The organism is Streptomyces luomodiensis (genome assembly GCF_031679605.1).
GTDB lineage: Bacteria > Actinomycetota > Actinomycetes > Streptomycetales > Streptomycetaceae > Streptomyces > Streptomyces luomodiensis.
Genome location: NZ_CP117522.1, coordinates 6,661,762 through 6,683,897, shown reverse-complemented (window position 1 = coordinate 6,683,897; position 22,136 = coordinate 6,661,762). Strand labels below are relative to the sequence as shown.

Here is a 22,136-nt window from a genome sequence, read left to right as displayed (position 1 = left end):
CTGGCGCTGCCGGGCGATGCCCGGGTGAGGGGCAGCGCCGCGGCCCCCCACCCTCAGCTCAGCGCGTCAGAAGCACTCGTTCTTGCCCTTGCTGACCTTCATCGAAAGGCCCGAGAGCTTGAACGTGCCCGCGCTGGTCGCCCAGGCGGTCTGCTTCACACCGGTCAGCGTCGCGGTATCGGCCTGCTGGGCGAACGAGCCGGCGATGGCCTTGTCGCCGTCCTTGATGCCGGGACCCTTGTTGATGTCGCCGGCCGCCACACCGATGTCGATCCCGCGGAACGTCGCGTCCGCGTCCAGCTGATCGAGGTCGATGAAGAGGTTCTTGGCCTCGACCCGCTTGGCGCCGTTACCGGCCGACAGCTTCAGCGACACATCGCCGAAGAGCGGAACCGGAATGACCACGGACTGGCACAGGCCCTTGAGCTTCGCGCTCTTGAACGCCGACACGGCGACGGGGACGTTCTTGCCCCCGTGCTGGGTGTCAAGCGCCCCGTACTGGGCGAACCCGGTGCCGTCGAGCCGGTCGACCGAAACCTTGAACTGCTGACCGGACACATTGAACGAGGCCGCGAGCGCACCCTGGGACAGGGCGACGCCGATCGCGGCCGTGGCAGCAACGCTCGGCACCATGACAACGGCGAACCGCTTCCATCTGGTGCCGCCACGAGCCACGGACTCCATGACTTTCCTCCTTCTCGGACGTACATCTCCGGCCGGGGCGAGGCCCCGGTCCTGGGATGGGAGAAGTGCTACGTCCTCGGGAAGGAGAGCGCCCACGTCTCACAGGCGCACACCGCACCCGCAACACCGGCGATCACCCCCGAGCGACAACCACTGGCCACGCAATCTCGCGCAACCTCCTGGACAGGCCCTGCCGGTCGGGCAGAGACCCCCCTGTCCATGGCCGGCGCCACTGTCGCCGGCCGCCCGGTGGGGACCCAACCACACCGTCGCACCGACCGGATGCCGAGCTACGGGGGATGGACCGAGCTTGGCCGATCGTGGTCCATTCCCGGCGCGGGCACAAGGGGTTCGTTACTAGCGAGTAACGGACGGATAACCGAAGTGCGGCAGGACGGTCGAGACCAGGCACGCAGGGTTGCCGCTCAGTGACCGGAAACAGAGGGAGATTTACTCCAAGACCGGACAAACACCGGGCGGTTCTTTACTAGCAGTAACAGCGACCGCGTTTACCAAGTTTTGGTAAAGAGCGGTCGCTGTGTCGTTTGAGGACTCAGAGGTCAGAACAGCACGCGCGCCAACGCGCCGCGCGCCGCCACCACTCGGGGGTCCTCACCGCCGATCACCTCGAACAGACTCAGGAGGTGAACGCGGGCGGCGTCCCGGTCCTCCCCCGCGGTGCGGCGCACCGTGTCCACCAACCGCCCGAAGGCGTCGTCCACATGACCGCCCACCAGGTCGAGGTCGGCCGCCGCGATCTGGGCCTTGACATCCGCTGGGTTGTCCGCGGCCGCCTTGCGCACCTCGGTGGCGTCCACACCCTGAACGCGCTCCAGCAACTGGGCCTGGGCCAGACCGAGCTTCGCCTCGTTGTTGGCGGGGTCGTCGGCGAGCACGTTCTGGTACGCCCGCACCGCACCGCCCAGGTCACCGGCGTCCAGCGCCTGGTGGGCCGCGGCGAGCGCGGCGTCCCGCGGCGACTCGGGCGCCGCCGGACCGTCCTGCCCGGCGCCTTCGGCCTCGGCGCCGGGTTCAATGGGTGTACCCACGATGCCGAACTGCTGCTCCGCCGCCAGGATCAGCTGATCCAGCACCTGCCGGATCTGCGCCTCGGGCGCGGCGCCCTGGAAGAGCGGCACCGGCTGACCCGCGATCACCGCGAAGACCGCGGGGATGCCCTGGACGCCGAACTGCTGGAAGAGCATCTGGTTGGCGTCGACGTCGATCTTCGCGAGGACGAACCGCCCCGCGTACTCCGTGGCCAGCCGCTCCAGGATGGGACCGAGCTGCTTGCACGGCTCGCACCACTCGGCCCAGAAGTCGATCACGACCGGCACTTCGGTGGAGCGCTGGAGGACGTCCTGCTGAAAACCCGCCTCGTCGACATCGAAGATCAGACGGCCGGGCGCGGGCGCGCTCCCGGTGCGGGCCGCCTCGGCCCGTGCCTTCTCCGCCTTCTGCTTCGCTTCTCCGGCCGCCTTCACCGCGGCGAGGTCGACCACTCCACTCATGGACATGTTCCGTGGCTGCATGGTCCTATCCTCCCCTCTTCCCCCGGTGAAGGGAAAAGCGCTCCAGCCGGTGGACCGGCCGGGCACACCCTTACGCTACGAGCCGTAGCGTAACTCACCCGGGACGGCCTCTGGTACTGGCCGGTAGGGTTTTGGACATGAGCCCGTCCGCACGCCGCACCGGGCGCCCGCGCAGCGCCGAGGCCGACCGCGCCATCCTGGACGCCACGCGTGCCGCCCTGGTGGAGCTGGGCTGGGCGAAGCTGACGCTGGGCGATGTGGCGGCCCGCGCCGGGGTCGCCAAGACGACGCTCTACCGCCGCTGGGCGAGCAAGTGCGAGCTGGTGGTGGACGCGGTCGCGGCGGTCTTCGACGAGCATCTGGAAGTCGCCGACCACGGCAGTCTGCGGGCCGACGCGGAGGCCGCGGTGAACCAGCTGGGCGCGCTGCTGGAGCGGCCCGAGACGGGCACCGCGCTGATGGCCGTCATCGCGGAGGCCGTGCACGACGAGGCGCTGCGGGCCCGGGTCCGCTCGGCGATCGTGGACCGGCAGAAACGGCTGGTCACCGTCGGCCGGGAGCGCGCCCGGCTGCGCGGTGAGCTGCCGCGCGAGGAGGACCCGGACGAGGCGGCCCGCAACGCGGACCTGATCTTCGATGTGGTCGCCGGGACGGTGCTGCACCGGCTGATGGTCAGCGGGGAGCCGGTGGACCCCCGGTGGTCCCGGGACTTCACCGAGCTGCTGCTGTACGGGCTGACCGGGGCGACCGGGGCGGGACCCGGCGGCGCGCCGGGCACCGCCTCGCCGGGCGCCCCGCACCGGGCCGCCCCCTGAAAACCCCCGGTGAAAAGCCCCCGCCCAGCTCGCGGCGGTCCGGCCGGGCCCGCCCCGGACGGGGCTCAGAAGCCGGGCGGCTCCGTATAGACCCCCCACTCGTCCCGGAGGGCGTCGCAGATCTCGCCGAGCGTCGCCTCGGCGCGCACGGCCGCCAGCATCGGCTCGATCATGTTGGAGCCGTCGCGGGCGGCGGCGATCATCCTCTTGAGCCCCTCGGCGACCGCGGCCTCGTCACGGGCGGCCTTACGGGCGCCCAGCACCCGCACCTGCTCGCGCTCGACCTCATGACTGACCCGCAGGATCTCCAGGTCGCCGGTGACCGAGCCCTCGTGGCAGTTGACGCCGACGACCTTCTTGTCCCCCTTCTCCAGCGCCCGCTGGTACCGGAAGGCGGATTCGGCGATCTCGCCGGTGAACCAGCCGTCCTCGATGCCCTGGAGGATGCCGGCGGTGATCGGCCACTTCGGCCGCTGCCCGTCCGGCGCCGTGCGGCGGCCGCGCTCCGCGATCTGCTCGAAGATCTTCTCGGCGTCGGCCTCGATCCGGTCGGTCAGCGCCTCGACGTACCAGGAGCCGCCCAGCGGATCGGCCACGTTGAGGATCCCGGTCTCCTCCATGAGCACCTGCTGGGTGCGCAGGGCGATCTCGGCGGCCTGCTCGCTGGGCAGGGCGAGGGTCTCGTCCAGGGCGTTGGTGTGCAGGGAGTTGGTGCCGCCGAGGACCGCGGAGAGGGCCTCCACGGCGGTCCGCACCACGTTGTTGTACGGCTGCTGGGCGGTGAGCGAGACGCCGGCGGTCTGGGTGTGGAACCGCAGCCACTGCGCCTTCTCGGTCCTCGCCCCGTACACGTCGCGCATCCAGCGGGCCCAGATCCGGCGGGCGGCGCGGAACTTGGCGATCTCCTCGAAGAAGTCGACGTGCGCGTCGAAGAAGAAGGACAGTCCGGGGGCGAAGGTGTCGACGTCCAGCCCCCGGGAGAGCCCGAGCTCCACATAGCCGAAGCCGTCGGCGAGGGTGTACGCGAGCTCCTGCGCGGCCGTCGCCCCGGCCTCCCGGATGTGGTAGCCGGAGACGGACAGCGGCTTGTACGCCGGGATGCCCTGGGAGCAGTACTCCATCAGGTCGCCGATCAGCTTCAGATGCGGCTCGGGCGGGAAGAGCCACTCCTTCTGCGCGATGTACTCCTTGAAGATGTCCGTCTGGAGCGTGCCGTTGAGCCGCGCGACGTCCACGCCCTGGCGCTCGGCGGCGACCAGGTACATGCAGAAGACGGGGACGGCCGGGCCGCTGATGGTCATCGAGGTGGTGACGTCACCGAGCGGGATGTCCTTGAAGAGGATCTCCATGTCGGCGGCGGAGTCGATGGCGACACCGCAGTGGCCGACCTCGCCGAGCGCGCGTGGGTCGTCGGAGTCGCGGCCCATCAGGGTCGGCATGTCGAAGGCGACCGAGAGCCCGCCGCCGCCCGCCTTCAGGATCATCTTGTAGCGCTCGTTGGTCTGCTCGGCGTTGCCGAACCCCGCGAACTGGCGGATGGTCCAGGCCCGGCCCCGGTAACCGGTGGCGTGGAGGCCACGGGTGAACGGGAACTCGCCGGGCCAGCCGATCCGCTCGAACCCCGCCACGGTGTCGCCCGGGGCGGGTCCGTAGACCGGCTCGACGGGGTCTCCGGACAGCGTGGTGAAGTCGGCGTCGCGCTTGCCCGCCGCGTCGTACCGGGCCTGCCAGCGTCGGCGGCCCGCCTCAATGCCTTCGGCGTCCATGCGTTCAAATTTACTTGGACGTCCTACTAATTGTCGACGCGAGACCCTCCGCCACGCCGGGCGGATCGGGTGATTCTCCGCACGCCCCGCCCTGCGGACGCGGCGCGCGGACGGGCCGGGCCTCGGCTCGGTCAGACCTGCGCGGGCGCCGGCTCGGCCCCGCTGACCAGCGGTTCCACCTCGCGGACGACCTGGCGCTCGACGAAGAACGCGGCCGTCGGGATGGTGCCCGCGATCAGGACCCACAGCAGCTTGCCGAACGGCCACTTGGCCTTGGAGCCGAGGTCGAAGGCGAAGACCAGGTAGATGATGTAGAGCACGCCGTGGATCTGGGAGACCACGAGCGTGAGACCCTCGCCCGTATCGAAGCCGTACTTGAACACCATGCAGGTGCAGAGCACGAGCAGCATCACTGCGGTGACGTAAGCCATGACCCGGTAGCGGGTCAGCACGCTGCGTTTCATGCCCTGAGCGTAACCGTCCGTTCCGGGGCGATCTTCGCCGCCCCCGGGTCTTCGTCAGTCCTCCTCGAAGTCCCCCGCGGCGACCCTCAGCGGGCGCAGCACCGCGAAGAGCCGACCGCACTCCTCGGCGTCGTAGACCCCGAGCCCGAAGTCCATCGCCATCAGGTCGCGGGTGGCCGATTCGACCACCTCACGCCCCCGGTCGGTGATGGAGGCCAGGGTGCCGCGGCCGTCGTTGGGGTTCGGCCGCTTGTCGACCAGACCGGATTTGACCAGGCGGTCCACCGTATTGGTGACCGAGGTCGGGTGGACCATCAACCGCTCGCCGATCTTGGACATGGGCAGCTCACCGGATTTGGAGAAGGTGAGCAGCACCAGCGCCTCGTAGCGGGCGAAGGTCAGTCCGTAGGGCTTGACGACCGCGTCGACCTGGCTGAGCAGGATCTGCTGGGCGCGCATGATCGAGGTGATCGCGGCCATGGAGGGCACGGACCCCCAGCGCTGCTTCCACAGTTCATCGGCGCGGGCAATGGGATCGAACGACAGGCTGAGCGGCTTCGGCACACCACCGACCCTACCGGCCGGTCATATCGCGGTCAGCCCCATCTCACACTTCGGCCCCGACCGGCCGGGCGACGGTACGCCGCACCTCCAGGGCCACCAGCAGCGAGCACAGAGCGCCGCAGCCACCCGCGGCCGCGGCCACCACATGGACCGGCGCGAACTCCGCGATCGCACCCGACACCGCCATGCCCAGCCCCTGGAAGGTCATCAGCCCGGCCGTCAGCACCGTCATCGCCCGGCCCCGCAGCTCGTCCGGTACGGCGGCGAGAAACCACTGGTCCAGGCCGAGGCTGTAGGCGATACCGCAGCCGGTCAGCAGTTGCAGGGCCAGCGCCCAGCCCAGCGACGGACGGCAGGCGTACCCCAGGGCCGGCAGCATCGCGGCGACGCCCACCGGCAGCGTCAGCCGGGCCCTGGCGCGCGGTCCGAGCAGCGAGCCCACCAGCGCCTCGGCGGCGATCGCGCCGACCGGCATCCCGCACATCAGCAGCCCGAGCCCGGCCGAGCCGAGCCCCAGCCCATCGGAGTACGGCGTCAGCAGGGCCTCCGGCATCACCACGAACATCGGCGGCACCCACGACAGCAGCATCAGCGCCCGGATCCGCCGGTCCGCGAACAGCCGCCGTACGCCGCCGAGGGAGTCCCCGAGCAGCGCGGCCCCGTCCCCGGCCGGCTGCCGCGCGGGGCGGCGGCGGGTGCCGAAGCGGAGCACCAGCGCCGAGCCGACCAGCGCCGCCGCGGTGAGCGCCAGCGCGGCCCGCGGCGAGACGGCGGCCAGCAGCAGCCCGCCCGCCCCGAACCCGGCGAGCTGCGCGGTCTGCGCGGTGATCCGGATGACCGAGCGGCCCAGGACGAAGGCGTCGCCCTCGCCGAGGATGTCGCCGAGCGTGGCCGACCGGGTCCCGCTGAACACCGGGGAGATGGCGGCGGGCACACAGCGCAGCGCGAGCAGCACGGCCACCGGCATCCCCGGTACCACCATGGCGGCCACGCAACCGGCGTGCACCAGATCGCAGATCACCAGCACCCGGCGGGCCGGGAAGCGGTCGGCGACGGAGGACAGCAGGGTGCCGCCGATCGCGTACGGCACCATCGCGGTGGCGAACGTCAGGGCGCTCAGCAGCGGCGATCCGGTGAGCCGGTACACCAGCACGGACAGCGCGATCTGGCCGACCATCTCGCCGAGCATGGAGACGAGGTGCGCGGCGAAGACCGCCCGGAACTCCCGGACCCCGAACACGGCGCCGTAACCGACGCTCCCCGGGCCCGGCACCGGCCCCTCGCCACCGCCGGGCGCGGGCTCGGGTCGGGAGGCGTGCGCATCGGGGCGCGACTCGAGGGGGCCCGTCGTACCGGGCCCGGAGGGCGTCGACATGCCGGAAGCGTGCCCGTGCGGGCGGGGCGGGCTCTAGTGTTTCGGCCTGAGCCGAATCTTCGGGCTCCGGAGGGGACGGGGGACGCCGTGCCGCTGCACATGCACGTCGGCGCCGACGATCTGTTGCGCTGCCGGTTCGCCGTCTCGCCGCTGTGCCAAGCTCATGAAGCCGTGCGCACCCTGCGCCGCCCCGAGCGGCACGGCTACCACCTGCCGTGGCTGCGCCGGGTGCGGGAGGCCGTGGCCGGGCTCGACCTGTCGGAGCTGTGGCTGCTGATGCCGGGGCGGGGCGGCTACACCCCGGACTTCCTGGGCCCGCCGCCTCAGGTGCCCTACGCCCCGTTCGAGGAGGAGCTGACCCGGATGCGGGCCACGGACCCCGCCGTCGCCCACCGTGAGCTGGTCCTGTCGCTCGACTGCACACCGGGCGCCGCCGACACCCCGCACGGCCGGGCGATGCTGGCCGACCCCGCACGGGCCGTACAGCGGCTCGCCGATCTGACCGAACGGGCCTGGCAGGCCCTGGTCGCACCGGACTGGCCCCGGCTGCGGGCCCTGCTGGAGGCCGATATCGCCTATCGCTCACGGCAGCTGGCCGACGGCGGTCTGGAGCGGCTGTTCGCGGATCTGCGGCCGAGCCTGCGCTGGGCCGACGGCACCCTCACCATCCGCACCTCCACCGTCCCGGCCCGGACCCAGGACCTGGACGGCCGGGGGGTGCTGCTGATGCCCAGCGTCTTCGTCTGGCCGGATGTGGTGAGCGGCTTCGCCCCGCCGTGGCAGCCGACGGTGATCTATCCGGCGCGCGGGGTCGGCGGGCTGTGGCGGGAGCCGGCGGCAAAGACGGCGGACGCGCTCGTCAGGCTCCTGGGCGCCAACCGGGCCGCGATCCTCTCCGGTCTGGAGGAACCGGCCACCACCACGGCCCTGGCCGCCCGCCACCGCCTGGCGCCCTCGTCGGTCTCGGCGCATCTGGCGGTGCTGCGCGACGCCGGACTGCTCGGCTCACGGCGCCAGGGCCATCAGGTGCTGTACGAGCGCACCCCGCTCGGGATGGCCCTGGTGGGCGGAGGCTAGGCGGGCCCCTCCCGGACGAGGTCCGGGAGGGGCGTGAGGAGGGCGATCGGGGCCGGGCCCGCCCCCGGACCCGGGCGTTCCCGCTACGCGGACAGGTGCCGCTCGACCGTCTCGACCTTGGACGTCAGACCGTCCGTGACGCCTGGCCGGATATCGGCCTTGAGGACCACCGAGACCCGGGGCGCCCGCGCCTCCACCACGGCGACGGCGCGCTTGACGACGTCCATGACCTCGTCCCACTCGCCCTCGATCGACGTGAACATCGCGTCCGTACGGTTCGGCAGCCCCGACTCCCGGACCACCCGCACCGCGTCGGCGACGTACTCCCCCACGTCCTCACCGACGCCCAGCGGTGTCACCGAAAAGGCGACGATCATGCGTTGACCACGCCCTCCTTGCGGGCGCGGGCCGCGATCACACCGGCCTCGGCCTCCCGCTTGAGCTTGCGCTCGGCGAAGAAGCCGCCGGTGGGCAGGACGGACAGGACGAAGTACAGGGCCGCGGTCTGCCACGTCCACTTGGCGCGGTTCCAGGCGTCCGCCCAGAAGACCAGGTAGAGGATGAAGAGCACGCCGTGCACCATGCCCATCACCGGCACCGCGTTGAAGTCCGTGGTGCGCTTGAGCACCGAGCAGACAAGCAGCAGCAGGAAGGACACGGCCTCGGGCGCGGAGACCAGGCGGAGCCGGCGCAGCGCGGTGGCGGTCTTGAAGTCCACGAGAGCACCTTCGGGTGAGGAGATCGGATGAAGAGATCGGACGGAGCGGACACGGACCGGCTTGTGAAGAGATGCACAAGCCTTCGCCCCATTGTGGCAGCCGCGCGGGCGGGCACCGCTCCGGGGGCGTCCGCACGCCCCGTTGCCGTCTGTCCGCCGATGTCACCGGACCGATACCGTCGGCTCCGTGGCTCAGTTTCGGCTCCAGGAAAGCAGGGTGCTCGCGGTCGACCTGACCGGCGACTCCGTGAAGGCCAAGAACGGCTCGATGGTCGCGTACGAGGGGGAGATGACCTTCAAGAAGAGGACGGGCGGCGGGGAGGGGCTGCGCGGGATGGTGACCCGGCGGCTCACCGGTGAACAGATGGAGGTCATGGAGGTGAAGGGGCACGGCACGTGCTACTTCGCCGACCGGGCGAGCGAGATCAACCTGGTGTCGCTGCACGGCGAGAAGCTCTATGTGGAGTCCAGCAACCTGCTGTGCACGGACGCCGCGCTGCGCACCGGCACCTCCTTCACCGGGCTGCGCGGCTCCTCGCAGGGCAACGGCCTGTTCACCACCACCGTCGAGGGCACCGGCCAGGCGGCGCTCGTCTCCGACGGCACGGCGATCGTGCTGCGCGTCACCCCGCAGACACCGCTCCAGGTCGACCCGGGCGCGTACATCGCCCACACCGGCGGTCTCAAGCAGCACTTCCAGACGGGGGTGAACTTCCGCGCGCTCATAGGCGAGAGCGGCGGGGAGTCCTTCCAGATCCGCTTCGAGGGCGACGGCCTGGTGTACGTGCAGCCGAGTGAGCGCAACACGGTGGGGGGCGATCTCTGATGCCGTTCACCGCCCTGACCTCACGGATGGTCGAGGCCCAGGTGATCCCCGGGCAGACCCTGTTCAGCCAGCGCGGCGCGATGCTCGCGTACCGCGGGGACGTACGGTTCACCCCCAGCATCACCGGCGGGCAGCGCGGGGTGCGGGGGATGATCGGGCGGCGGGTCGCGGGCGAGGCCACCCCGCTGATGACCGTCGAGGGCCAGGGCACGGTGATGTTCGGGCACGGCGGCCACCACGTCCAGGTGATCGACCTGGTCGGCGACACGCTCTACGTGGAGTCGGACCGGCTGCTGGCCTTCGACGGATCGCTGCGCCAGGGCACGATGTTCATGGGCTCCCAGGGCGGGGTGATGGGCATGGTGCGCGGCCAGGTCACCGGGCAGGGGCTGTTCACCACCACGCTGGAGGGGTACGGCTCGGCGGCGGTCATGGCGCACGGCGGGGTGCTGGAACTGCCGATCGGCCCGGGACGTCCGGTGCATGTCGATCCGCAAGCCTATGTCGCCCACCGGGGTGATGTTCGCAATAAGCTCTCGACGGCGATCGGCTGGCGCGAAATGGTGGGCCGCGGCTCGGGGGAGGCGTTCCAACTGGAGCTGTCCGGCAACGGCATGGTCTACGTCCAGGCATCGGAGGAGAAGCTGTGAACGGCCCCGTGATCCACGACGCCTGGACGCTGCCCGTCGACGACAACATCAATCCGTACGCCTTCAGCGTGGACCTGAACGGCCAGTGGTTCCTCCAGAAGGGGAAGATGGTCGCCTACTACGGGCGGATCGACTTCCAGGGCGTCGGGCTCGGCCACCTCGACCGCCTCATCGCGCACAGCTTCCACTCCCCGCTGCACGCGGCGGACTGGGTGGTGGCCGAGGGCCACGGCAAGATGGTGCTCGCGGACCGCGCCTTCGACGTCAACTCCTACGACCTGGACGACGGCAACCTGTCCATCCGGTCCGGCAATCTGCTCGCCTTCCAGCCCTCGCTGTCCCTGAAGCAGTCGATCGTGCCGGGCTTTCTCACCCTCATCGGCACCGGGAAGTTCGTGGCCGCCTCCAATGGGCCCGTGGTCTTCATGGAGCCGCCGATCCGGGTCGATCCGCAGGCGCTGGTGGGCTGGGCGGACTGCCCCACCCCGTGCCACCACTACGACCACGAGTATCTGCGCGGTGTCCTCGGGGGCATCAGGGCGCACACCGGCATCGGGGGCACCTCGGGCGAGGAGCACCAGTTCGAGTTCGTGGGCGCGGGGACCGTACTGCTCCAGTCCACGGAGCAGGTCATGGCCGAGATAGCGGTTGGCGAGACAGGGGGTACCGGTTCGTGAGCGCGAGCGTGCGGAGTGTAACGTCGAACGTGTGACCTCTAGCCCGCAACATCCATTGGTTCGGAATTCAACTTCTATAGGTAGAATACATCCCATGGAGACCGAGAACGGCACTCGCTGGCTCAGCGATGAGGAACAGCGTGCATGGCGCACCCACCTGGACGTCAGCCGGCTGCTGACCTACCAGCTCGAGAAGGACCTCCAGCCGTTCGGCCTGACCATGAACGACTACGAGATCCTGGTCAACCTCTCGGAGTCGGAGGACCACCGGATGCGGATGAGCGACCTCGCGTCCGCGACCCTTCAGTCCAAGAGCCGGCTGTCCCATCAGATCACCCGGATGGAGAACGCCGGTCTGGTCCGCCGCGAGAACTGCGAATCCGACCGGCGGGGGCTCTACGCCGTGCTGACCGAGGACGGCTGGGACACCATGCGCAAGGTCGCCCCCCACCATGTGGACTCCGTGCGCAGGCACTTCATCGATCTGCTCGCGCCGGAGGACCTCAAGGCGCTGCACGGATCGCTGGTGCCCGTCGCGGAGCATCTGCGCGTCCAGCGGGGCCGGGTCTGAGGCGGCCCCGGGGCGGCCCCGGCCGCCGCCGACCGACCGACAGCCGCTAACCGACCGGCAGCCGCATCTGGAACAGGGCGCCGCCCTCGGGCGCCGCTCCGACCGTCAAGGTGCCGCCGTGGCGCGCCACCACGTCCCGCGCGATGGCGAGGCCGAGCCCGGCCCCGCCATCGTCGCGGCTGCGGGCGTCGTCCAGCCGTACGAACCGCTCGAAGATCCGCTCCCGTTCGCCCTCGGGCACCCCGGCACCGTCGTCCGCGACCTCCAGCACCGCCCACCGGCCCTCCGCGCGCACCGCCACCCGCACCCCGCCCCGGGCGTGCCGCTGTGCGTTGTCCACCAGATTGCCCAGCACCCGGGCCAGTTGCCCGCGCGACCCCCGCACCGCGACCGGCGCCGTCTCGCCGCGCACCGGCACCCGGTCCGCCGTCCGCTGGGCCAGCTCCTCGCGCACCAGGGCGTCCAGCGCCACCGGGGTCTCGCCATGGGGCCGCTCCCCCGCGTCCAGCCGCGCCAGCAGCAGCAGATCGGCCGCGAGCCGCTGCAACCGCACCACGTCCTCCACCGCGCCGTCCACGTCCAGCAGTTCGGGATGGGCGGCGCCCACCTCCAGCTGGGTACGGAGCGAGGCCACCGGGGAGCGCAGCTCATGGGAGGCGTCGGCCACGAAGGCCCGCTGCCGCTCCACGGACGTCTCCAGCGCCGCGAGCGTCTCATTGGTGGTCCGGGCCAGCCGCGCCACCTCGTCGTGCGACCCCGGCTCGGGCACCCGCCGGGACAGGTCCGTACTGGCCGTGATGGCGGCCATCTCGCGCCGGATGCCCTCCACGGGCCGCAGCGCGCGCCGGGTCACCAGCCAGGTCACGGCGGCCACGACCAGCAGCAGCAGCGGCAGTCCGATCAGCATCGCGTCCCGCACGGTGGAGACCGCGCCGCGCTCGGTGGCCAGCGGGGCGCCCGCGTAGACGGTGACGTCCTCGCCCCGCCGGTCGGTGGCCTCCACGGCGGCCCAGACGTAGTCCCCGGTCTCCCCGTCGATCCGGGCGGAACCCTCGCTGTACTCCTCGTCGGAGGACACGCTGCCCGCGTCGTCGCCGCCGCTGTCGTCGCTGTCGTCGTCGCCGTCGTCGTCCGGCGCGGCGGCGACGACGGGTTCCACGGACCGGCTCCCGGTGCCCGTCACGGCCTCCAAGTCCTCGCTGACCGCCCGCACCCGGCCGTCGTCGTCCACGACCTGCACCGGGACGCTCTCGTCCAGCTCCAGCGCCCGGTACCCCACCCCGGCGGCTATCTTCGACGCCACGCCCCGCGCGTCCATCTGGGCCTTCAGCCGCGCCTGGTCCGACAGGTCGGCGCCCAGCACCCGGAGCACCGCGATACCCGCCGCCACCAGGGCCACCGCCACCACCACGGTCGCCCCCAGCGCGGCCCGCGCCCGCACCGAACCGAACACCCTACGCACGGAGCCGGTACCCCGCTCCCCGTACGGTCTCGATGAGCCCGGCGCCCAGCTTGCGGCGCAGGGCGCTCACATAGACCTCCACGATGTTGGGGTCGCCGTCGTAGGCGAAGTCCCACACGTGCTCCAGGATCTCCGGCTTGGAGACGACCTCGCCGGCGCGCGTCGCCAGCTGCTCCAGCACGGAGAACTCCTTGGCGGTCAGCGCCACCTCCCGGCTGTCCCGCTCCACCCGGCGGGTGCCCCGGTCCACCGTCAGCGTCCCCACCCGCACCACGGGCGAGGCCCCGGACCCGCGCCGCCGCAGCAGCGCCCGCACCCGCGCCACCAGCACCACGTACGAGAACGGCTTGGTCAGGTAGTCGTCGGCGCCGGTGTCGAGCCCCTCCGCCTCGTCGTACTCCCCGTCCTTGGCGGTGAGCATCAGGATCGGCACCTCGCTGCCCGCCGCCCGCAGCTCCGCGCACACCCGGTACCCGTTCAGCCCCGGCAGCATGATGTCGAGGACGACGAGGTCGTAGGTGCCTTCCCGCGCGCGGTGCAGCCCTTCCCGGCCGTCGTGCACCACATCGACGGCGAACCCCTCCGCCCGCAGCCCCTTGGCCAGCGACACGGCGAGCCGCCGCTCGTCCTCCACGATCAGCAAACGCATGGGGACAGCGTCCCAGAGCGAACCTGAAGAACTCTTCAGGTGACTTCAGGTCACCTTCAGCATCGCTCCCGCAAGTTGGTTGTCGTCCGAACACGGATGGACACGAATGGGGAGGAACCCACCTATGAAGCGCAACATCGTCATCGCCTCCGTCGCCGCGGCCGCTCTCCTCACCGGCGGTACGGCCTTCGCCGTGGCGGGAGGCGGAGCGGACCGCGCCCCGTCCTCGTCCGCCGCCGCGGCGGACGCCTGGGCCGGCGGCCAGTCCGGCGACCGGGCCGACGGCGCCTCCACGACCACCCGCGCGTCCTTCTCCGACGCCGCCGAGGCCGCCCTGAAGGCGGTCCCGGGCACACTGGCCTCCCTCGACCTGGACCACGGCCAGTGGGAGGCCGACGTCCTGGGCAAGGACGGCGCGTGGCACGAGGTCACCCTGGACGCCTCCGACGCCAAGGTCGTGGACCAGCGGGTGGACCGGGACGACAACGACGCCGAGGACGCCGCCGAGGACGCGGCCGAGGCCGCCGCGCTGAAGAAGGCCGCGGTGTCCGCCACCGAGGCGGCCCGGAAGGCCGCGTCCCACGGCACGGTGACCTCCGTGGAGTTCGACGGCGACCGCACGGCGGTGTGGGAGGTCGAGGTCGTCAAGAACCACAAGGAGCACGACCTGACCGTCGGCCTCCAGTCGGGCAAGGTCACCCAGGCCCCGGCCGACGACGACCACGGCGACAACGACAGCGACGACCACGGCGACGACGACTGACGAGGACTGACGGGGACTGACGAAGCCTGACGAGGACTGACGGGCGGCCGGCCGAGGTGACGGAGCGGGGCCGGAGCAGGGACCCCTCGCTCCCCCGCTCGGTCCCGGCTCGCGGTGGGAACGGGCCGCGGGCGTGCCGTAACGGCGGCCCCCCAGCGGAACACCACGACCCGGGCGCCGGACACGTACGTCACCGGTTCCGGCCGACGGAGGTGGCGCGCAGCCGCCGGTCCAGCCGGGCGAACCGGTGCCCGTGGCGCCGCGGCCGGCCCCGCCCGGTCAGCCCCGCTCGGTCAGCCCCGCCACCAGCTCGTCCGCCGCCGTGTACGGGTCGAGCTCACCGGCGACGACCCGCTCCGCGAGCGCCCCCAGCCGGCGGTCCCCGTGCAGATCGCCGATCCGCGCCCGCAGCGCCGTCACCGCGATCGTCTCCACCTCGCCCGCCGCCCGCCGCATCCGGCGCTCCGCGAGCACACCGCGCTCCTCCATCCACGCGCGGTGCTTCTCCAGCGCCTGGACGACCTCGTCGATCCCCTCGCCGCGCGCCGCCACGGTCTTCACGATCGGCGGCCGCCAGTCCCCCGGCGCCCGCGCCTCGCCCAGGCCCAGCATGTGGCCCAGCTCGCGGGCCGTGGCGTCGGCCCCCTCCCGGTCGGCCTTGTTGACCACGTACACATCGCCGATCTCCAGAATCCCGGCCTTGGCCGCCTGGATCCCGTCCCCCATCCCCGGCGCCAGCAGCAGCACGCTGGTATCGGCCTGGGCGGCGATCTCGACCTCGGACTGGCCGACGCCCACCGTCTCCACCAGCACCACATCGCAGCCGGCCGCGTCCAGCACCCGGATGGCCTGCGGGGCGGCCCAGGCGAGCCCGCCGAGGTGGCCGCGCGTGGCCATGGAGCGGATGTAGACGCCGGGGTCGGAGGCGTGCTCCGACATCCGTACCCGGTCGCCGAGCAGCGCCCCGCCGGAGAACGGCGAGGAGGGGTCGACGGCGAGCACGCCCACCCGCTTCCCCGCCCGCCGGTAGGCGGAGACGAGCGCGGAGGTCGAGGTGGACTTGCCGACCCCCGGTGCGCCGGTCACCCCGACCACATACGCGCCCCCGGTCAGTGGCGCGAGCGCGGCCATCACCTCGCGCAGCCGGGGCGAGTCGCCCTCGATCAGCGAGATGAGCCGGGCGACCGCACGCGGCCGCCCCTGCCGCGCCTGCTCCACCAGCGTGGCCACATCAGCCATGGTTACTTCCCCGGCACGCGGAGGATCAGCGCGTCACCCTGCCCGCCGCCACCGCACAGGCCCGCCGCCCCCGTGCCGCCGCCGCGCCGCCGCAGCTCCAGCGCCAGATGGAGCGCGATCCGCGCGCCGGACATCCCGATGGGGTGGCCGAGGGCGATCGCGCCCCCGTTCACATTCACCTTTTCGGGGGAAACCCCTAGATCCTTGATCGACTGCACGGCGACCGCGGCGAACGCCTCGTTGATCTCGATGAGATCGAGGTCGTCCACCGTCAGCCCCTCCTTGCCCAGGGCGTGGGTGATCGCGTTGGACGGCTGCGACTGGAGGGAGTTGTCGGGTCCCGCCACATTGCCGTGGGCGCCGATCTCGGCGAGCCACTCCAGCCCCAGCTCCTCCGCCTTGGCCTTGCTCATCACCACGACCGCCGCGGCCCCGTCGGAGATCTGCGACGATGTGCCCGCCGTGATCGTCCCGTCCTTGGCGAACGCGGGCCGCAGCCGGCCCAGCAGCTCCGCGGTGGTCTCGCCGCGGATGCCCTCGTCCTTGTCGAAGACCACAGGGTCGCCCTTGCGCTGCGGGATCTCCACCGGTGTGATCTCGGCGTCGAAGAGGCCGTTCTTCTGGGCGGCGGCGGCCCGCTGGTGGGAGAGGGCGGCGAACTCGTCCTGCTCGGGGCGCTGGATGCCCAGCCGGGTGTTGTGCTTCTCGGTGGACTCGCCCATGGCGATGGACTCGAAGGCGTCGGTGAGCCCGTCGTACGCCATCGCGTCGAGCATCTCGATCGCGCCGTACTTGTAGCCCTCGCGGGACTTCGGCAGCAGGTGGGGGGCGTTGGTCATGGACTCCTGGCCGCCCGCGACCACGATGTCGAACTCACCCGCCCGGATCAACTGGTCGGCCAGGGCGATCGCGTCCAGTCCGGAGAGGCAGACCTTGTTGATCGTCAGGGCGGGCACGCTCATCGGGATACCGGCCTTGACCGCCGCCTGCCGGGCCGGGATCTGCCCGGCGCCCGCCTGGAGCACCTGCCCCATGATCACGTACTGCACCTGCTCGGGGCCGACCCCGGCCCGCTCCAGCGCGGCCTTGATCGCGATTCCGCCCAGGTCGGCACCGGAGAACGAGCGCAGGCTGCCGAGCAGCCGGCCCATGGGCGTACGGGCGCCCGCCACCATCACTGAGGACGTACGAGTCATTGGAGCGTCCCTTCACGAGGAGAAGGAAGTTAACGAGGGTTATCGTCAATGTACTGACGAGTACCCGCGCGGTCACCGGCCCATCGGTGTGATCGCGCGCACGTTGCGTAACCGGCCGTGCGGCGGTGCACTGGTCCCATGCTGACGAGAATCGACCACATCGGGATCGCCTGTTCCGACCTCGACAAGACCGTCGAGTTCTACCGTGCCACCTACGGCTTCGAGGTGTTCCACACCGAGATCAACGAGGAGCAGGGCGTCCGCGAGGCCATGCTCAAGATCAATGAGACCTCCGACGGCGGGGCGTCGTACCTCCAGCTCCTGGAGCCGATCCGGGAGGACTCCGCGGTCGGCAAGTGGCTGGCCAAGAACGGTGAGGGCGTCCACCACATCGCCTTCGGCACCGCGGACGTCGACACCGACTCCGAGGCCATCCGCGACAAGGGCGTCCGGGTCCTCTACGAACAGCCCCGCCGTGGCTCGATGGACTCCCGGATCACCTTCCTGCACCCCAAGGACTGTCACGGTGTGCTGACCGAGCTCGTCACCGCCGCGAACCCCGCCGCGCACACGGGCGAAGAGGATCACTGAAGCGGACCACTGACCTACCCCTTCCCCGGCCGGTAGAGTGCAGCATCGGCCCGGGTACGGAATCGGAAAGGGATCGGGGTCCGGCCCAGGCTACGCCGATGATCTGACACCATTTCTTCGGAAGGGCCAGCTCCGGTCCGACCCGGCACGCACCTCGCCTGGTCGGTACCGCAAGGGAACCGCAGAGGGGCCCCGGGGCACCGCAAGGGACCACGGGGGCCGCGAGGGTTACGGAGTCGGCCGCCAATGCGACCAGGGGACGGATGGGACCGCGCAGTGCGGGGCTACGACCGCTACGAGCCTGACGATCAGCTCTCGAAGTTCGAGGCCGAGATGGAGCGGCTGAAGACCGAGCGGGAGAAGGCCGTCCAGCACGCCGACGACCTCGGCTACCAAGTCGAGGTGCTGCGCGCCAAGCTGCACGAGGCGCGCCGCAATCTGGCGGCCCGCCCCGCCTACGACAGCGCCAACGCCGGCTACCAGGCAGAGCAGTTGCTGCGGGACGCGCAGATCCAGGCGGACCAGCTGCGCGCCAACGCCGAACGGGAGCTGCGCGAAACCCGGGCCCAGACCCAGCGGCTGCTCCAGGAGCAGGCCGAGCGGCAGGCCCGGCTCGAAGCCGAGCTGCACGCCGAGGCCGTGGCCCGGCGTCAGCGGCTGGACCAGGAGCTGGCCGAGCGCCGCGCCACCGTCGAGTCGCACGTCAACGAGAACGTGGCCTGGGCCGAGCAACTGCGGGCCCGTACCGAGGCGCAGGCCCGCCGGCTGATGGACGAGTCCCGGGCGGAGGCCGAGCAGGCCCTGGCCGAGGCCCGCGCCGAGGCCCAGCGCCTGACCGAACAGGCCCGCCAGCGGCTGGGCACGGAGGCGGAGGCCGCCCGCGCCGAGGCCGAGGCGATCCTGCGCCGGGCCCGCGCCGACGCCGAGCGGCTGCTGACCAGCGCCGGTGCCCAGGCCCAGGAGGCCACCGACCACGCCGAGCAGCTGCGCGCCACCACCGCCACCGAGGCCGACCAGGCCCGCCGTGCGGCGGCCGAGCAGACCCGCGCCGCCGAGCAGCGGATGCAGGAGGCCGAGCAGGCGCTCCGCGAGGCGCGCAGCGAGGCCGAGAAGGTGGTCACCGAGGCCAAGGAGGCGGCGGCCAAGCAGCTCGCGGCCGCCGAGTCGGACAACGAGCAGCGCACCCGTACCGCCAAGGCGGAGGTCGCCCGGCTGGTCGGTGAGGCCACCAAGGAGGCCGAGCGGCTGCGGGCCGAGGCCGAGCAGCTGCGCGACGACGCCCGCGCCGAGGCCGAGCGGCTGCTCGCCGAGGCGGGCGAGGACGCGCGCGCCAAGGCCGCCGAGGACTCGGCGGCCCAGCTGGCCAAGGCGGCCCGGAGCGCCGAGGAGGTGCTCAGCCGCGCCTCGGAGAAGGCGCAGGCCACCACCAAGGCGGCCACCGACGAGGCGGAGCGGATCCGGCGCGAGGCCGAGGAAGAGGCGGACCGGCTGCGGGCCGAGGCGCACGACACCGCCGAACAGCTCAAGGGCGCGGCCAAGGACGACACCAAGGAGTACCGCGCCAAGACCGTCGAGCTCCAGGAGGAGGCCCGCAGGCTGCGCGGCGAGGCCGAGCAGCTGCGCTCCGACGCGGTCGCCGAGGGCGAGAAGATCCTCGCCGAGGCGCGCCGGGAGGCGGTCCAGCAGATCGAGGAGGCGGCCGGCACCGCCGAGGACCTGCTGACCAAGGCGAAGGCCGACGCCGAGGAGACCCGCGCGGGGGCCACCGCCGAGAGCGAGCGGGTGCGCACCGAGGCCATCGAGCGGGCCAACGCGCTGCGCCGGCAGGCCGATGACCTGCTGAAGCGGGCCCGTACCGAGGCCGACGAGCTGGTGACCTCGGCCGAGGAGCAGGCCGAGCGGGTCAAGTCGGAGGCGGCCACCGCGGCCGACGAGCTGCGCGAGGCGGCCGAGCGGGCGGCCGAGGACCGCCGCGCCGAGGCCGAGGCCGAGCTGAACCGGCTGCACCAGGAGGCCGAGCAGCGGCTCTCCTCCGCCGACGAGGCGCTGCGGGACGCCCGCGAAGAGGCCGAGCGGCTGCGCAAGGAGACCGCCGAGGAGATCGAGCGGCAGCGCGCGGAGTCCGCCGAACGGCTGAGCGGCTTGCGCCGGCAGGCCGAGGAGGAGGCCACCCGGCTGCGCGACGAGGCCGCGGCGGACGCGTCCAACGCCCGCGCCGAGGGCGAGTCGGTGGCCGTACGGCTGCGCGGCGAGGCCGCCGCGGAGGCCGAGCGGCTGCGCACCGAGGCCCAGGAGACGGCCGACCGGGTGCGGGCGGAGGCGACGAGCGCCGCCGAGCGGATCGGCACGGAGGCCGCGGAGGCCCTGGCCGCCGCCCAGGAGGAGGCGGCCCGCCGCCGCCGCGAGGCCGAGGAACTGCTCGCCGACGCCCGCGAGGAGGCGCAGGCGGAACGGACGGCGGCACGCGAACAGAGCGAGGAGCTGCTGGCCGCCGCCCGGACCCGGGTCTCCGAGGCGCAGGCGGAGGCACAGCGGCTGGTCGAGGAGGCCGAGCAGCGCTCCGCCGACCTGGTGGCCGCCGCCGAGCAGACCGCGCAGCAGGTGCGGGACTCGGTCGCGGGGCTGCACGAGCAGGCCGAGCAGGAGATCAGCGGGCTGCGTACGGCCGCGGAGCACGCCGCGGAGCAGGTGCGCACCGAGGCCCAGCAGGAGGCCGACCGGGTCCGCGCGGACGCCTACGCCGAGCGGGAGCGCGCCTCGCAGGACGCCACGCGGGTACGGCAGGAGGCCCACGAGGAGGCCGAGGCCGGCAAGGCGCTCGCGGAGCACACGGTCGCGGAGGCGATCGCGGAGGCCGAGCGGCTGACCGCACAGGCCCGCGAGGACGCGGGCCGGCGCCGCACCGAGGCGGCCGAGCAGGCCGACCGGCTGGTCACCGAGGCCACGCACGAGGCCGAGCGGCTGCGGGCCGAGGCCCAGGAGACGCTCGACGAGGCGCGCCGCTCGGCCAACAAGACCCGCACCGAGGCCGCCGAACAGGCCGACACACTGATCAGCGGCGCCACCGAGGAGGCACAGCGGCTGCGGGCCGAGGCCGACGAGACGCTCGACGAGGCCCGCCGCTCGGCCAACAAGACCCGCACCGAGGCCGCCGAACAGGCCGACACACTGATCAGCGGCGCCACCGAGGAAGCGCAGCGGCTGGTCTCGGAGGCCACCGCGCGGGCGCAGGCGCTGCGTACCGAGGCGTCCGACGCGCGGGCCACGGCGGAGCAGGACGCGGCCCGCACCCGGGCCCAGGCCCGCGGCGACGCCAACAACATCCGCTCGGAGGCCGCCGGCCAGGCCGACCGGCTGGTCGCCGAGGCCACCCGCGAGGCCGACCGGCTGCACGCGGAGGCCACCGCCGAGGCGGAGCGGCTGCGTGGCGAGGCCGCGGAGACGGTCACGTCGGCGCAGCAGCACGCGGCGCGCACCCGCGCCGAGGCCGAGCGGGTCGAGGCCGCGGCGGCGGCCGAGGCGGAGCGCATCCGCAACGAGGCGCAGGCCGAGGCCGACCGGCTGATCGACAAGGCGCGCGAGGACGCCAACAAGCGGCGCTCCGACGCCGCCGAGCAGGCCGACCGGCTGGTCACCGAGTCCTCGGCGGAGGCCGAGCGGCTCACCGCCGAGGCGCAGGAGGCCGCGCTGCGCACGGCGACCGCCGCCGAGGAGCAGGCGGACGCCATGGTGGGCGCGGCCCGCAAGGAGGCGGAGCGGCTGGTCTCCGAGGCCACGGCCGAGGCCAACTCCCTGGTGGAGAAGGCCCGTACGGACTCCGACACCATGCTGAGCGAGGCCCGGGGCGACGCCACGGCCATCCGGGAGCGCGCCGAGGAGCTGCGCACCCGTACCGAGTCCGAGGTCGAGGAGTTGCACGAGCGGGCCCGCCGGGAGTCCGCGGAGCAGATGAAGGCCACCGGCGAGCGGGTGGACAAGCTTGTCGCGGCGGCCACCGCGCAGCTGATGAAGGCCGAGGAGAAGGCCAAGTCGCTGGTGGCGGACGCGAACAGCGAGGCGAGCCGGGTGCGGATCGCGGCGGTGAAGAAGGCCGAGGGTCTGATCAAGGAAGCCGAGCAGAAGAAGACCGAAGCCGACCGGGAGGCGGAGCGGATCCGGGTCCGGGCCACGGAGGAGGCCCAGCAGATCGTCGACGAGGGCAAGCGCGAGCTGGAGTTGCTCAAGCGGCGCCGCGAGGACATCAATGCGGAGATCTCCCGTGTCCAGGACGTGCTCGAGGCGTTGGAGTCCTTTGAGACCCCCGCATCGGGCGGCGCGGGCGGCAAGGAGAACGGCGGAGTCAAAACGGCGGCGGGCGCGGGAGCGACGAGGAGTGGAAAGCGATCGGAAGGGTAGTCGGAGGGGGGCCCGTTCGCGCAGAGCGGGGGCCGGTTGTGGCAATCTGAGTCAGCAGCGTCCTTCGGGGCGTGTCCGTATCATCCCGACGAGTGACGAGGTCTCCGCCTTACCGCCACTCA

Annotated in this window: 21 protein-coding genes; 9 read left to right on the top strand and 12 right to left on the bottom strand. The window is 72.4% G+C overall.

The features are described from left to right. Positions 1-66: 66 nt before the first annotated feature. On the bottom strand, positions 67-684 hold the full coding sequence (locus PS467_RS28265) for a DUF6230 family protein (RefSeq protein ID WP_268974482.1): 618 nt from the start codon (positions 682-684) through the stop codon (positions 67-69). Positions 685-1,244: 560 nt separating this feature from the next. Continuing rightward, positions 1,245-2,216, bottom strand: a complete 972-nt coding sequence (locus PS467_RS28260; RefSeq protein WP_311037592.1) for a tetratricopeptide repeat protein — start codon at positions 2,214-2,216, stop codon at positions 1,245-1,247. A 137-nt stretch (positions 2,217-2,353) separates the two neighbouring features. On the opposite strand from PS467_RS28260, the gene PS467_RS28255 reads away from it, so the two are divergent. Continuing rightward, positions 2,354-3,031 (top strand): TetR/AcrR family transcriptional regulator, encoded by a 678-nt coding sequence (locus tag PS467_RS28255; RefSeq protein WP_311037591.1) that lies wholly within the window; start codon positions 2,354-2,356, stop codon positions 3,029-3,031. 65 nt (positions 3,032-3,096) lie between these two features. Here PS467_RS28255 and icmA read toward each other — a convergent pair whose 3' ends face one another. The 4 genes from icmA to PS467_RS28235 all read right to left on the bottom strand — a co-directional run bounded on the left by icmA (position 3,097) and on the right by PS467_RS28235 (position 7,200). Beyond that, positions 3,097-4,797 (bottom strand): coenzyme B12-dependent isobutyryl-CoA mutase large subunit, encoded by a 1,701-nt coding sequence (gene icmA, locus PS467_RS28250; RefSeq protein WP_311037590.1) that lies wholly within the window; start codon positions 4,795-4,797, stop codon positions 3,097-3,099. A 131-nt stretch (positions 4,798-4,928) separates the two neighbouring features. Further along, on the bottom strand, positions 4,929-5,261 hold the full coding sequence (locus PS467_RS28245; protein ID WP_268974478.1) for a DUF3817 domain-containing protein: 333 nt from the start codon (positions 5,259-5,261) through the stop codon (positions 4,929-4,931). Positions 5,262-5,315: 54 nt separating this feature from the next. Beyond that, complete coding sequence (locus PS467_RS28240) at positions 5,316-5,825, bottom strand: MarR family winged helix-turn-helix transcriptional regulator (protein WP_311037589.1); 510 nt, start codon at positions 5,823-5,825, stop codon at positions 5,316-5,318. 43 nt (positions 5,826-5,868) lie between these two features. Continuing rightward, positions 5,869-7,200 carry an MFS transporter gene (locus PS467_RS28235; protein WP_311037588.1) on the bottom strand — a complete coding sequence of 444 codons (1,332 nt, stop codon included), beginning with the start codon at positions 7,198-7,200 and terminating at the stop codon, positions 5,869-5,871. Positions 7,201-7,287: 87 nt separating this feature from the next. Between PS467_RS28235 and PS467_RS28230 the strand changes: the two genes are divergently transcribed. After that, positions 7,288-8,277 carry an ArsR/SmtB family transcription factor gene (locus tag PS467_RS28230; RefSeq protein WP_311037587.1) on the top strand — a complete coding sequence of 330 codons (990 nt, stop codon included), beginning with the start codon at positions 7,288-7,290 and terminating at the stop codon, positions 8,275-8,277. 83 nt (positions 8,278-8,360) lie between these two features. Here PS467_RS28230 and PS467_RS28225 read toward each other — a convergent pair whose 3' ends face one another. Together PS467_RS28225 and PS467_RS28220 are read right to left on the bottom strand one after the other, a co-directional pair. After that, entirely contained in the window at positions 8,361-8,654 is a 294-nt protein-coding gene (locus PS467_RS28225; RefSeq protein ID WP_030823850.1) for an MTH1187 family thiamine-binding protein, read from the bottom strand. Further along, positions 8,651-8,995, bottom strand: a complete 345-nt coding sequence (locus PS467_RS28220) for a DUF3817 domain-containing protein (RefSeq protein WP_268974475.1) — start codon at positions 8,993-8,995, stop codon at positions 8,651-8,653. The genes PS467_RS28225 and PS467_RS28220 overlap by 4 nt, the downstream gene beginning before the upstream one ends. 187 nt (positions 8,996-9,182) lie before the next feature. Between PS467_RS28220 and PS467_RS28215 the strand changes: the two genes are divergently transcribed. From PS467_RS28215 to PS467_RS28200, 4 genes are all read left to right on the top strand, one after another. Further along, complete coding sequence (locus PS467_RS28215) at positions 9,183-9,821, top strand: AIM24 family protein (protein WP_311037586.1); 639 nt, start codon at positions 9,183-9,185, stop codon at positions 9,819-9,821. Then, a complete protein-coding gene (locus tag PS467_RS28210) occupies positions 9,821-10,471 on the top strand; it encodes an AIM24 family protein (RefSeq protein ID WP_268974473.1) in 651 nt (216 codons plus the stop codon). The genes PS467_RS28215 and PS467_RS28210 overlap by 1 nt, the downstream gene beginning before the upstream one ends. Then, positions 10,468-11,148, top strand: a complete 681-nt coding sequence (locus PS467_RS28205) for an AIM24 family protein (RefSeq protein ID WP_311037585.1) — start codon at positions 10,468-10,470, stop codon at positions 11,146-11,148. The genes PS467_RS28210 and PS467_RS28205 overlap by 4 nt, the downstream gene beginning before the upstream one ends. 94 nt (positions 11,149-11,242) lie before the next feature. Further along, positions 11,243-11,719, top strand: coding sequence for a MarR family winged helix-turn-helix transcriptional regulator (locus tag PS467_RS28200; protein ID WP_268974471.1), 477 nt, complete (start codon positions 11,243-11,245; stop codon positions 11,717-11,719). Between the two features lie 46 nt (positions 11,720-11,765). Here the strand turns inward: PS467_RS28200 and PS467_RS28195 are convergent, their stop codons facing one another. Further along, complete coding sequence (locus PS467_RS28195; protein ID WP_311037584.1) at positions 11,766-13,181, bottom strand: sensor histidine kinase; 1,416 nt, start codon at positions 13,179-13,181, stop codon at positions 11,766-11,768. Then, positions 13,174-13,830 carry a response regulator transcription factor gene (locus tag PS467_RS28190; RefSeq protein WP_311037583.1) on the bottom strand — a complete coding sequence of 219 codons (657 nt, stop codon included), beginning with the start codon at positions 13,828-13,830 and terminating at the stop codon, positions 13,174-13,176. The genes PS467_RS28195 and PS467_RS28190 overlap by 8 nt, the downstream gene beginning before the upstream one ends. A gap of 124 nt (positions 13,831-13,954) precedes the next feature. Here PS467_RS28190 and PS467_RS28185 point away from each other — a divergent pair, with 124 nt between their 5' ends. Beyond that, positions 13,955-14,593 carry a PepSY domain-containing protein gene (locus PS467_RS28185; protein ID WP_311037582.1) on the top strand — a complete coding sequence of 213 codons (639 nt, stop codon included), beginning with the start codon at positions 13,955-13,957 and terminating at the stop codon, positions 14,591-14,593. Between the two features lie 279 nt (positions 14,594-14,872). Here PS467_RS28185 and meaB read toward each other — a convergent pair whose 3' ends face one another. Both meaB and PS467_RS28175 read right to left on the bottom strand, forming a co-directional pair. Then, positions 14,873-15,832, bottom strand: a complete 960-nt coding sequence (meaB, locus tag PS467_RS28180) for a methylmalonyl Co-A mutase-associated GTPase MeaB (protein ID WP_311037581.1) — start codon at positions 15,830-15,832, stop codon at positions 14,873-14,875. A 2-nt stretch (positions 15,833-15,834) separates the two neighbouring features. Further along, positions 15,835-17,010, bottom strand: a complete 1,176-nt coding sequence (locus PS467_RS28175; protein WP_311039983.1) for an acetyl-CoA C-acetyltransferase — start codon at positions 17,008-17,010, stop codon at positions 15,835-15,837. Positions 17,011-17,166: 156 nt separating this feature from the next. Between PS467_RS28175 and mce the strand changes: the two genes are divergently transcribed. Together mce and scy are read left to right on the top strand one after the other, a co-directional pair. After that, positions 17,167-17,619: a methylmalonyl-CoA epimerase gene (gene mce / locus PS467_RS28170; protein WP_268974466.1), complete on the top strand. Its 453-nt coding sequence runs from the start codon at positions 17,167-17,169 to the stop codon at positions 17,617-17,619. 246 nt (positions 17,620-17,865) lie between these two features. Then, entirely contained in the window at positions 17,866-22,014 is a 4,149-nt protein-coding gene (scy, locus tag PS467_RS28165) for a polarized growth protein Scy (RefSeq protein ID WP_311037580.1), read from the top strand. Positions 22,015-22,136 lie beyond the last annotated feature (122 nt).

Excerpts from the sequence above, each read along its gene's own strand:
- PS467_RS28265 (WP_268974482.1), bottom strand. The coding sequence starts at position 684 with ATGGAGTCCGTGGCTCGTGGCGGCACCAGATGGAAGCGGTTCGCCGTT.
- PS467_RS28260 (WP_311037592.1), bottom strand. The coding sequence starts at position 2,216 with ATGCAGCCACGGAACATGTCCATGAGTGGAGTGGTCGACCTCGCCGCG.
- PS467_RS28255 (WP_311037591.1), top strand. The coding sequence starts at position 2,354 with ATGAGCCCGTCCGCACGCCGCACCGGGCGCCCGCGCAGCGCCGAGGCC.
- icmA (WP_311037590.1), bottom strand. The coding sequence starts at position 4,797 with ATGGACGCCGAAGGCATTGAGGCGGGCCGCCGACGCTGGCAGGCCCGG.
- PS467_RS28245 (WP_268974478.1), bottom strand. The coding sequence starts at position 5,261 with ATGAAACGCAGCGTGCTGACCCGCTACCGGGTCATGGCTTACGTCACC.
- PS467_RS28235 (WP_311037588.1), bottom strand. The coding sequence starts at position 7,200 with ATGTCGACGCCCTCCGGGCCCGGTACGACGGGCCCCCTCGAGTCGCGC.
- PS467_RS28225 (WP_030823850.1), bottom strand. The coding sequence starts at position 8,654 with ATGATCGTCGCCTTTTCGGTGACACCGCTGGGCGTCGGTGAGGACGTG.
- PS467_RS28210 (WP_268974473.1), top strand. The coding sequence starts at position 9,821 with ATGCCGTTCACCGCCCTGACCTCACGGATGGTCGAGGCCCAGGTGATC.
- PS467_RS28200 (WP_268974471.1), top strand. The coding sequence starts at position 11,243 with ATGGAGACCGAGAACGGCACTCGCTGGCTCAGCGATGAGGAACAGCGT.
- PS467_RS28190 (WP_311037583.1), bottom strand. The coding sequence starts at position 13,830 with ATGCGTTTGCTGATCGTGGAGGACGAGCGGCGGCTCGCCGTGTCGCTG.
- PS467_RS28185 (WP_311037582.1), top strand. The coding sequence starts at position 13,955 with ATGAAGCGCAACATCGTCATCGCCTCCGTCGCCGCGGCCGCTCTCCTC.
- meaB (WP_311037581.1), bottom strand. The coding sequence starts at position 15,832 with ATGGCTGATGTGGCCACGCTGGTGGAGCAGGCGCGGCAGGGGCGGCCG.
- mce (WP_268974466.1), top strand. The coding sequence starts at position 17,167 with ATGCTGACGAGAATCGACCACATCGGGATCGCCTGTTCCGACCTCGAC.
- scy (WP_311037580.1), top strand. The coding sequence starts at position 17,866 with ATGCGACCAGGGGACGGATGGGACCGCGCAGTGCGGGGCTACGACCGC.